Here is a 10,369-nt window from a genome sequence, read left to right as displayed (position 1 = left end):
GACCGTTGCGAATGCCCCGCGTCGTCCCGGCACGGTCCGCACAGCGGACCCTACATGATCAGCAATGCCAGGATCGTGCCGACGACGCCGATCGCCCCCAGCACGAACATCCACCGCGGGACGTTCGCCCCGGCCGGCCGGCGGCCGGGGACGATGTAGTCGCCGCAGTGGGGGCAGACGTCCGCCTCCTCGTAGACCGGCTCCCCGCAGGACGGGCACGGCAATTCTTCGCCGCCGTCCTCGTCGTACGGCTCGAAGTTCTCGCCGGAGTCGTCGTCCCAAGCCATCGGCGTTACCTGTCGGGGAAGCGTCCCGGACCCTTGAAGGGTCCGGGACGCTGGTCGAACCGTGATCGGCTCAGCCCTTCTTCGACATCAACTCGACCACCTTCTCGGCGATCGCGGTGACGAACGGGTCGTCCTTCAGCGGCGGGGTGGGGGGGAGCTCGCCGCTGTTCTTGCCGGCCGGCTTGCCGATGGGACCGAACTTCGGCGGGGGGTTGAAGGCCTTGGGGGCGTACAGGTTGTCGCCGTCGCCTTCGTAGATCTTGCGGAAGGCGGTGTTGCCGACGAGATCCGCTTCCGGGTAGTGGAACCGCGGGTCGTCGAAGCCCAGTTTCTGCTTGAGCTCCAGCAGTTCGCGGGTGTGCCGCTCGGCGAGGTAGTCGATCGGGCCGAGCTGCTTGGCCAGCATCAGGATGCGGCAGTAGGCGTCCAGCACCTCGGTCTTCCAGTAGGCCTCCTCCAGGGTGGGGCCGAAGGAGATCGTGCCGTGGTTCTTCAGGATGATGTGGTTGGTGCCCTTCAGGAAGGGCAGCACGGTGTCGGCGAACTCCTGCCCGCCGGGGGTTTCGTAGGGGGCGAAGGGGGTCTCGCCGAGGAACACCTCGACTTCCGGCAGCACGCCCTGCGGGACCGGTTCGCCGGCGACGCTGAAGGCGGTCGCGTGCGGCGGGTGGCAGTGCACGCAGGCCTTCACGTCCGGCCGGTTCTTCATGATGGACAGGTGCAAGAGGATCTCGCTGGTCCGCTTGCGCTGGCCGTAGATCTGGTTGCCGTCCAGGTCCACGCCGCAGATGTCCTCCGGGGTCATGAACCCCTTGCAGATCATCGTGGGGGTGCAGAGCACCATGTTCTCGCCGACGCGGACGGAGATGTTTCCGTCGTTGGCCGCGGCGTAGCCGCGGTTGTAGACGCGACGGCCGATCTCGCAGATCTCCTCCTTGACCGCGTCGTCGTTCAGTTCGGGGGCGTCGTTGGGGAAGTCGACGCGAAGGTGCTCGGGGATCGCCATATACGGTTCGGTCCGGAATCCGGCTGGGGGTGTTTCGGCGGGCAGGTTACCGGGGGAAGGCGGAACGAGCCGTTTCGTTAGCGGGCGGGTTCGTCGAACCTTCGCGCGAGCCGAAACCGCCGCCGCCGGATCGCTACAACCGATCCACGCCCGGGGTGAAGTCGCTGTCGGCGGACAGCGTGAGGCAGAACTCGCACAGCAGGTCGGCGGCGGCGTCGAGGTCGTCCGTGGAGATCACCTCCACCGGGCTGTGCATGTACCGCAGCGGAATGCCCACGATGCCCGTCGCCGGGCCGCCGCGGGTCAGCTGGATCGCGTTGCCGTCGTTGGAGGCGCCGCGGCTGAGAGCCGACGCCTGCACGGGCAAATCGTGCTCCTTGCCGAGCCGCATCAGCGTGCGGAACAGCGGCGTGTTGATGTTGGGGCCGCGGAAAGCGACCGGGCCGCTGCCGATGCGGACGTCGCCCACCTCGCCCTTCTCCACCGTCGGGCAGTCGGAGGCGTGCGTAACGTCCACGGCGACGCCGACGTGCGGGTCGATCCGGTGGGCGGCGGTCTTGGCGCCCCGCAGGCCGATCTCCTCCTGCACGGTGGAGACGGCGAAGATGGCCGCCTCCGGCTTCCTCGCCGCGGCCCGGCGGGCCGCTTCGATCACCACCCACACGCCCACCCGGTCGTCCATCGCCGGTCCGGCCAGCAGTCCGCCCCGCAGCGGGCGGTAGCCCGGCCGCAGCGTGATCGGGTCGCCGACGGCGACCAGTTCCAGCGCCTCGGCTTTGCCCTCCACGCCGATGTCCACCCACAGGTCCTTCACCTCGGGAACCTGCTTGCGCTCGTCGGGGGTCAGCAGGTGGATCGCCTTGCGGGCGATCACGCCGGCGACGGTCTCGTGGGCCCCGTGCACCTCCACGGCCTGCCCGATGAGGGTCTGCACGTCCCACCCGCCGACGGCGGAGACCCGCAGGAAGCCGTCGCCGTCGATGTGCTGCACGACGAGGCCGATTTGGTCGCAGTGCCCGGCCAACATCACCCGCAGCTTGTCGGTCCCCCGCCCGTCCTCGCCGGCGTTCACCGCCGCGGTGAGGTTCCCGTGCCAGTCGGTGGAGACCGTCCCCCAGCCGGCCGCGTAGTCGGCCACGACGGCCTGAATCCGCTCCTCGTACCCGCTGGTGCCGGGCGTCGTGAGCAGCCGGTCGAGGAACGCGCGGGCGTCGTCGGTCATCGGCGTAGCAAAGGGGCGACGGGGGAGCGAATCGGGCGAAACGACGAGCGGCCGGTTATACCGAACGGGGCGGGGAGCGGCGACCGACGGCCGAACGCATCAAATCTCTCCGAGGCTTGTCCGCTCGAAACCGGGGGGGTAGATTTTGAATGAGACGGTCCCGATCCGATCGATGCCGCCTCGGGTGAACCGCCCGACCCCGTTCCTGCTCCGGGGTCGCCTCTCTGCGCCGAAGGACGCGGCTGATGATTGCGAATCGTTATAGTTTGGACGGAGAGACGTCACGACCTCGCCAGGACGCCGTGCGGTCGGCGGTGAACCGGCTCGTCCGCGATCGCACCGGCGCCCTGCTGAGCGACCTGCACGTGGACGTCGCTCCGGAGCCGGCCGCCGGCCGGGAGTTCTCCGTCGTCCTCACCGGCCGGTGCGGAACCTTCTACTGCAAGCAACTCGCCGGCGTCGCCGCGATGGCCGCCGCCCCCGGCGGGGTGGTGCGGAACCGCATTGCCGTCGGGTAGACCCGAGACCAGCCCGGGGCGCGAACTCCGGCCGTGCGTCGTCCCCTCTCGGCTGGCCTGAGGGCCGGGCTGCGCCTCGGGCGGGGACTTCCCCCCCGCCGCCTCACCACCCTTCCGGGAAGGTCGGGCGGGCGGACATCCGGGGGCGGTGGCCCTCGCTGAGGATCGTCGTCGCCCCGCCCGGCGCCAGCGCGACCACGCGGCCGGCGGTCTCCACCTGGGCCAACGGCAGTTCCCGCGGGGCGGGCGGTTCCCGCATCGCCGTCAGCGACCGCGGGGCCAGCGACAGCGGCCAGCGGGTCGCCGGCTCCCGCCGGGCCGTGCGGGGCTCGGCCGTCTGCGGGGCGGCGAAGGTGAGGGTCAGCGGGGCTGACTCGCCGAACCGCACCGCCAGCCGCACGCTGCCGTCCGGACCGGGGCCGAGATCGGTGAAGCGGATCGCCTCCCGCTCCGGGTCCGGCCCCTGGGCGGCCACCAGCGGCCGCAGCGTTTCGCCCTCCTCCGCCTCCGCCGTCTGGAACACCGCCGACGGCAGCCCCCAGTCCCGGTCCGCCGTCAGGATCACCCCGTGCCGCGGGTCCACGGCGACGGAGACGCTGTTCCGCAGGGCCTCCGCGGCGACGGCGGGCAGTTCGCCGCTGACGGCCGCGGCGCACTTCACCAGCGCCGCGGGGGGCAGGTTCGCGACGGTCCGCGGGTCGCGGAGCCGTTCGACCAGCTTGGTGCCGGCGTCCTCCAGGTGCGTGCCGGCGTCCGCGTAGACCACGCAGAGGGCGGCGGAGGACTGATCAGTCTCCAGGTCGCCGTCGAGGTTCCGCAGCACGGCGTCCTCGGCGGCGGCGTAGCGGCGGTGCTTGGTAAGCACCCCGGCGGCGGCGAGGTTCACCTCCCAGGCGTCGCCCCCGCAGGCGAGGGCCTTCTCGGCGGCCTCGGCGGCGCCGGCCAGGCCGGTGTGCTCCCGGATCATCGCGACATTCGCCCAGCCGGCCGCGAGCATCTGGTCCCGGCGGAAGTGCCCGCCGCCCAATTCGTCCAGCTTGCGGTAGGTGCGTTCGGCCTCCTCGAACATCCCGAGCCGCTGCTGGGTGCGGGCGAGGGCGTACCAGTAGGGCGGGTGGTAGGTGAGGTAGCGTTCGAGCCGGAGCAGCCGCCGCAGGCGGGCGTCGGCGTCCGGGTCCGCCTGGGCGTCGGCGAGGCGGCGGAGGTCGTCGTCCCGCACGAGCCAGCCGTCGGGGATGTTCCGCTTGCGGGCCAGCTTCCAACTGGTGTCGAGGAAGGCGCCGCTTTTGTCCAGCACGCCCTTCATCCGGTCCCGGTCCACCTTCCACAGGCCGCTGTCGCGGTCCACCTGCATCCCCCGCAGGTCCCACCAACTCCCGGCCCCGGTGCGGACGGCCCCCGCCACGTCGGCCGTCGCAGCGTGGCCCAGCAGGGAGAAGGTGGTCAGCGTCGCGTGCCGGGAGACGCCGCGATAGTGCGATTGCTGCAGGACCGCCCGGTCCTGTTCCGCGATGCGGATCGCGGCGATCTCGTCCAGCACCGCGGTGTAGAGCCGCAGGACCTCCTCGTCCTCAATTGAGGCGAGGTTCAGGTTCGACAGGATGTGGGCCCGCTCCTCGGAGAGGACCTGCTCCGTCGGGGCGCAGCGGATGCGGTACAGGCTGGCCCGGCAGTAGTTCAACGTGACGGCGGCGGAGCGACGGGCGGCCTCCTCCGCGGCGAACTGGTCGGCCTCGGCGGCGGCGGCCTCGGCGGCCGCCTCGGTCGCCGGCACGGACCCCTCGGAGGCGAGGTCGTCGGCGAGCGCCGCGGGCGCGAGCAGGGCGGGGGCGGACAGCAGCAGGGCGCAGGCGAGCAGCGAGCGGGGCATATCGGTTCCGGAGGGGAACGGGCGGGCGTCCGGGCGGCGGCGTCCTTCGCCGGCGGACCATCGTCGGGCGAGGGCCGCCCCTCGTGGGCGGCGGCGGTCTCCGCGAGGCGGAGCGTCGGGAGACCGTTGTCGCGAACGGCGTGCCGGAATCGGCGGGAGCGCCGCTGAGCCTATTGACAGAGGGCGGAGCGGGTTCCCCGGGCGTTCCCCCAACTGTAAATCCCACAACGGGACTCCGTCGGCGACCAAGCCGTTCGCCCCCGAAGAAGTCCCCCGCGACCCTGCGGGCCGTACGGCGCCTGCGGAGTGGGCGAACCGCAGCGGCCGGCCTGCGAGACGTGAGCCCGAAGCGCAAGCGAGGGTTTCGGCGTCCGCTCCGCGGGGGCGCAAACGAAAACGCCCCGGCCGGGGAGCCCGGCCGGGGCGTTTTCGTGGCGCTCGTCAGTTCGCTCAGGCGGCGGCCCGGAGGACGCGGGGGCGGCTGGGGACGGCCTGGCGGCCGAGGCTCTTGCAGAGGGTCTGCACGACGATCTCCTGCCGCTCCTCGCCCAGTTCGGCGAAGATCGGCAGGGCCATCACTTCCTCGCAGGCCTGCTCGGCGACCGGCAGTTGGCCGGGCTTGTAGCCGAGGTCCGCGAAGCAGGTTTGCAGGTGCAGCGGCTTGGGGTAGTAGACGGCCGCTCCGACGCCCGCGGCTCGCATCTTGTTCAGCACGTCCTGCCGTTTGCCGTTCGGGACGCGGGTGACGTACTGGTTGTAGACGTGGCGGCGCTCCGGCAGACGGACCGGCGGCTGGACGGCGTCGGCGATGCGGTAGTCGGTCAGCAGGGCGTCGTAGCGTTCGGCGTTGGCCCGGCGGGCCTCGGTCCAGTCGTCGAGGTGGCGGAGCTTCACCTTCAACACGGCCGCCTGGAGGGCGTCCAGCCGGCTGTTCAGGCCGACTTCCACGTGCTCGTAGCCGCCGACGTCCCCGTGCACCCGCAGTCGGTTCAGGCGGGCGGCGATCTCGTCGTCGTCGGTGGTCATCATCCCGCCGTCGCCGGCCCCGCCGAGGTTCTTGGTGGGGAAGAAGCTGAAACAGGCGACCGTGCCCAGCACGCCGCTGCGGCGACCGCGGTATTCGGCGCCGATGCTTTGGGCGGCGTCCTCGATGATGTGCAGGTCGTGCTTCTGGGCGATCCGCCAGATCGGGTCCATCTCCGCGGTCTGGCCGAAGATGTGCACCGGCATGATCGCCTTGGTGCGTTCGGTGATCGCGTCCTCGATCGCCTCGGGATCGATGTTGAAACCGTCCGGCTCGACGTCGACGAACACCGGCGTGGCGCCGACGCGGTGGATGCTGCCGGCGGTGGCGAAGAAGGTGAACGGGCTGGTGATCACCTCGTCGCCGGGGCCGACCCCGCAGGCCATCAGGGCGAGCAGCAGGGCGTCGGTGCCGCTGGCGCAGCCGATCGCGTGGCGGGCGTCGCAGTACTCGGCGGCGTCGGCCTCGAAGCTGGAGACCTCCTCGCCCAGCACGAAGGCCTGCGATTCGAAGACGCGGCTGACCGCCTCCATCACCTCCGTGCGGATGGTCGCGTGCTGCGCCTGCAGGTCGATGAACGGAACCGGGGTCGGGCTGGAAGACATCGGGCGGGCGTTTCGTGACGCGGGGGGCGGAGCGGTGCGGCGCGAGGCTGGGCGAGAGGTCGGGGCAGGCGACGCGGGGCGTCTCATAGGTCCGCCGCCGTCGCGCGCGTAACCCCGGTCTGCGATTCTTTCGCCGAATCCGTCATTCGTCCTGATCGCCCGCCGCGGCGCCGGCGGACTGGGCGCTTTGGGCGCGTTTGGCGCGGTACTCCGCCAGCACGCCCTCCGGGTCCGCCTCGAACGCGGCGACGCAGCCGGTGCAGCACACGTAGTAAGTCTTGCCGGCGTGCCGGACCTCGATCGTGCCGAGCCCGCCGGTGACGACGCACTCCGGCCCACCCAGCGAACTGGCCGCCAGCCGCTCGCCGGCCCGGGTGTAGCCGACCTCCGCGACCCGCCGAAACCGGCCTGTCGGGGAGCTGCGGCGCTCGATCAGCAGGGTGAACCGCTTGTCGTTGAGCCGCTTGAACGTGAGCCGATCGGAGCCCTCGCCCGTCGGTTCGAACGTGACTGCGTCCCCCAGCGACGCGGCGGAGAGCGTCGACGCGTCGCCCCCCGGCGGGGTCAACGTGGCGACGAAGCCGGTTCCTTTCGGGGCCGGGCGGACGAGCAGGCGGAGCACCTCTTTCCCCTCCTCCACCTCGAACCGCACCGCGGGCCGCTCCGGCCGCGAGAAGTCCCAGACCCACTCGGCCGTCTCCCGCCACGCCCCCTCGCGGGAGCCGCGGCGGACCTGCCCGACGCCCCGCCACCGCCCCACCAGCGGGTTCAGCGGGGCGAGGGCCGCCTTCGCCGCGGCGACGTCCCCCCCGGCGACGGTTCCCTCGGCGGCCGCGGAGTCCGCCGGGCCGTCGCCCGGGGGCAGCAAGAGAACGAGGGCCAGCGGGAGGGCGTTCATTTTTCCCATCCTACCCGCCCGACCGTCGCAAGACGCAGGGCTAACTCAGCGAGACCTCGATTTCGCCCCGGGTCAGGGCCCGGAAGTCGGCGAGCAGTTCGTTGGTAATCGGACCGGGCTTGCCGTCGCCGATGGGGCGGCCGTCCAGCGAGACGGCGGCGATCACCTCGGCGGCGCTGCCGGTCAGGAAGCACTCGTCGGCGGTGTAGATGTCGTGGCGGACCATCGCCTCCTCCCGCACCTCCAGGCCTCGCTTCTTCGCCAACTCGATGACCGCGGCCCGGGTCAGGCCGGCGAGGATGCCGGCGTCCAGCGGCGGAGTCTTGACCACGCCGCGTTTGATGACGAACACGTTGTCGCCGGTGCACTCGGCGATCTGGCCGAGGTGATTGAGCATCAGCACCTCGCCGGCCCCGGCGGCGAAGCCCTCGATCTTGGCGAGGATGTTGTTGAGGTAGTTCAGCGACTTCACCCGGGCCGGCAGGGCCGCGGGGTGGTTGCGAATGGTGCCGGACGTGACGAGGCTCAACCCCTTCTCGTACAGCTCCTTCGGGTAGAGGGCGATATCCGCGGCGATCACGATCACCTGCGGGTTGGATGTCTTGCGGATGTCCAAGCCCAGCGCCCCGCTGCCGCGGGTGACCACCAGGCGGACGTAGCCGTCGGTCACGCCGTTGGCCTCGACCGTCTGCTCCACGGCGGCCTTCACCTCGGCCGGGGACATCGGGATTTCGAGGTGAATCGCCTTGGCCGACTCGAACAGCCGGTCGATGTGGGCGTCGTGCAGGAAGACATTGCCGCCGTAGACGCGGATGCCCTCGAAGACCCCGTCGCCGTAGAGCAATCCGTGATCGAATACGCTGACGGTCGCCTCCGCTTCGGGGACGAGACGGCCGGCGAGGAAGACGTTCTGGGACATGGCGGGAGTCTAACGAGGCCGTCGGGCTTCGCCCCCCGAATGAGGAATGACGAATGTCGAATGACGAAGGACGGGGACGATCGCGACCCGTTCGTCATTCGTCATTCCTCATTCGTCATTTCCGGTCCGCATAGCGGACCCTACGCGGCCCGGCGCAATTCGGGGGCGGGGGCCTCCACCCGACCCCGGGCCAGCCGCACGGTTCGGTCGGCGGCGGCGGCGAGGGCGTCGTCGTGGGTGACCATCACGATCGTCAGGCCCTCGTCGTTGAGTTCCCGCAGCAGGGCGATCACCTCGGCTTCGACTTCGCCGTCGAGGTTCCCGGTCGGTTCGTCGGCCAGCAGGATCTGGGGGTCGGAGATCAGCGCCCGGGCGATCGCGGCCCGCTGCATCTCCCCGCCGGACAGTTCCTTGGGGGTGTGCGTGAGCCGGTGGCCCAGGCCGACGCGCTCCAGAATCTCCGAGGCCCGCTGCCGGTAGACCTTACGGTTCTTCCAGTAGACCGGCATCGAGTGCCGGATCATCAGCGGGGTGAGCACGTTCTCCAGCAGGGTGAGTTCCGGCAGGAGGTGATAGAACTGAAACACGAACCCGAACACGCGGTTCCGCAGCCGATCGCGGGTGCGGCCGGGCAGGTGGTCGATTCGGTCCTCGCCGAGGCGGATCTCGCCGACGTCCGGCGAGTCCAGCAGCCCGAGTAGGTGCATCAGGGTGCTCTTGCCGCAGCCGGACGGGCCGACGACGGAGACCAACTCGCCAGGGTGGACGGTGAGGTTCACCCCCCGCAGCACGTCCACGGCGTGCTCCCCCTTGCGGTAGGCCTTCTCGACCGCGACGGCGTGCAGGGGCTGGGGCTGTTCGTTCATCGGTGAGGTTCAGTGAGCCCGAAGCGCAAGCGAGGGGGGAAACGTGGCGAACCCTCGCTTGCGCTTCGGGCTCACGGAGGACGGCTACTCGTACCGCAGGGCCTGGACGGGGTGCAGGGCGGCGGCCCGGCGGGCGGGCAGGATGCTGGCGGCGACGGCGATGAACACCGCCCCCAGCGCCACCCAGAAGACCGTCATCGGATCGACCCGCGTGGGGATCTCCGGGAAGTAGTAGATCCGTTCGTCGAACACCGGGCGGCCGGTCACGTAGGAGATGAACTGCTCCACCTCGTTGATGTACCGCACGAAGACCAGCCCCAGCACGACGCCGGCCCCGGCGCCGACCAGGCCCAGGCTGATGCCGTAGCTCAGGAAGATGCTGAGGATGCCCCGCGACCCGGCGCCGAGGGCCTTAAGGATGCCGATGTCCCGCGTCTTCTCCACGACGATCATGTAGAAGATCGCCAGGATCCCGAACCCGGCGACGGCCACGATCAGGAACAGCAGGACGTTGAGGATCGTCGTCTCCATGTCGACGGCGGCCAGCAGCGGGCCCTGCTTGCTCTCCCAGGTGCCCACGCTGAAGCGCTCGGCGGGGAAGGCGGTCTTGAGGGCGGCGACGGCGGCACTGGGCTCCACGCCCTCCTTCAGTTTGATCTGCACGGTGGTCACGCTGCGGGAGAGCGGCAGGCAATCGGCCTTGGCGACTGAGATCTCCTCGCCCGGCTCGTGCCAGCTGCCCAGCCGCACCACGGCGTAGGGGCCCTCGGTCCGCACCACCTGACCGGACTGCCCGGCGTGCGGACCGCCGAGAATCTTCACCTCGCGGCCGACGGCCACGGTGCGGTCCGCCTCGTCCGGCACGAGCATCCCGCGGACTTCCTGCAGGCGCTCGATATTGCAGAAGACGATCCGGCTGTCGTACTCGCTCATGCCGCTTTTGAAGACGTCCGTGACGGTCGCGTTCATCGTGGCGGACTCCGGCGGGCCGTTGCCGCCGGCCTTCACGGTGGTCAGCGTGACCCGCTGGCCGGGGTGGATCAGCAGGCGTTCCTCGATCTCGCCGTCGGCGGTCTCGATCGGCACGCTGATCAGCTGGTTGCCGATCATCACCCGGCCGTCCAGCACGCCGTCGTCCCGCACCGGCTCCGCGG

General features: G+C 70.9%; 10 protein-coding genes. 1 reads left to right on the top strand and 9 read right to left on the bottom strand.

Annotated elements, in window-relative coordinates; all coding sequences use genetic code 11:
- Nucleotides 1–50: 50 nt before the first annotated feature.
- The 3 genes from ACG2DA_RS19460 to ACG2DA_RS19450 all read right to left on the bottom strand — a co-directional run bounded on the left by ACG2DA_RS19460 (nucleotide 51) and on the right by ACG2DA_RS19450 (nucleotide 2,515).
- Nucleotides 51–287: a zinc ribbon domain-containing protein gene (locus ACG2DA_RS19460; RefSeq protein ID WP_395257919.1), complete on the bottom strand. Its 237-nt coding sequence runs from the start codon at nucleotides 285–287 to the stop codon at nucleotides 51–53.
- A 70-nt stretch (nucleotides 288–357) separates the two neighbouring features.
- A complete protein-coding gene (locus ACG2DA_RS19455) occupies nucleotides 358–1,293 on the bottom strand; it encodes a class II aldolase/adducin family protein (RefSeq protein ID WP_395257917.1) in 936 nt (311 codons plus the stop codon).
- A gap of 133 nt (nucleotides 1,294–1,426) precedes the next feature.
- A complete protein-coding gene (locus ACG2DA_RS19450; protein ID WP_395257915.1) occupies nucleotides 1,427–2,515 on the bottom strand; it encodes a M20/M25/M40 family metallo-hydrolase in 1,089 nt (362 codons plus the stop codon).
- Nucleotides 2,516–2,760: 245 nt separating this feature from the next.
- Here ACG2DA_RS19450 and ACG2DA_RS19445 point away from each other — a divergent pair, with 245 nt between their 5' ends.
- The gene (locus tag ACG2DA_RS19445) at nucleotides 2,761–3,033 is read left to right on the top strand and encodes a hypothetical protein (RefSeq protein ID WP_395257913.1); all 273 of its coding nucleotides are present in this window, start codon (nucleotides 2,761–2,763) and stop codon (nucleotides 3,031–3,033) included.
- 103 nt (nucleotides 3,034–3,136) lie between these two features.
- Here the strand turns inward: ACG2DA_RS19445 and ACG2DA_RS19440 are convergent, their stop codons facing one another.
- The 6 genes from ACG2DA_RS19440 to ACG2DA_RS19415 all read right to left on the bottom strand — a co-directional run.
- On the bottom strand, nucleotides 3,137–4,903 hold the full coding sequence (locus ACG2DA_RS19440; RefSeq protein ID WP_395257912.1) for a hypothetical protein: 1,767 nt from the start codon (nucleotides 4,901–4,903) through the stop codon (nucleotides 3,137–3,139).
- Between the two features lie 450 nt (nucleotides 4,904–5,353).
- The gene (locus ACG2DA_RS19435; RefSeq protein WP_395257910.1) at nucleotides 5,354–6,532 is read right to left on the bottom strand and encodes a DegT/DnrJ/EryC1/StrS family aminotransferase; all 1,179 of its coding nucleotides are present in this window, start codon (nucleotides 6,530–6,532) and stop codon (nucleotides 5,354–5,356) included.
- A 142-nt stretch (nucleotides 6,533–6,674) separates the two neighbouring features.
- Complete coding sequence (locus tag ACG2DA_RS19430) at nucleotides 6,675–7,430, bottom strand: hypothetical protein (protein ID WP_395257909.1); 756 nt, start codon at nucleotides 7,428–7,430, stop codon at nucleotides 6,675–6,677.
- Between the two features lie 40 nt (nucleotides 7,431–7,470).
- Entirely contained in the window at nucleotides 7,471–8,349 is an 879-nt protein-coding gene (ilvE, locus tag ACG2DA_RS19425; RefSeq protein WP_395257907.1) for a branched-chain-amino-acid transaminase, read from the bottom strand.
- Between the two features lie 140 nt (nucleotides 8,350–8,489).
- Entirely contained in the window at nucleotides 8,490–9,215 is a 726-nt protein-coding gene (locus ACG2DA_RS19420; protein WP_395257905.1) for an ABC transporter ATP-binding protein, read from the bottom strand.
- Between the two features lie 84 nt (nucleotides 9,216–9,299).
- The coding region (locus ACG2DA_RS19415; protein WP_395257903.1) for an FtsX-like permease family protein at nucleotides 9,300–10,369 on the bottom strand (1,070 nt) is incomplete at its 5' end.

The sequence above is a fragment of the Alienimonas sp. DA493 genome, assembly GCF_043951915.1.
Classification (GTDB): Bacteria; Planctomycetota; Planctomycetia; order Planctomycetales; family Planctomycetaceae; genus Alienimonas.
Note: the sequence above shows the minus strand (reverse complement) of the source record. Positions and strands in the feature narration are given on the sequence as shown.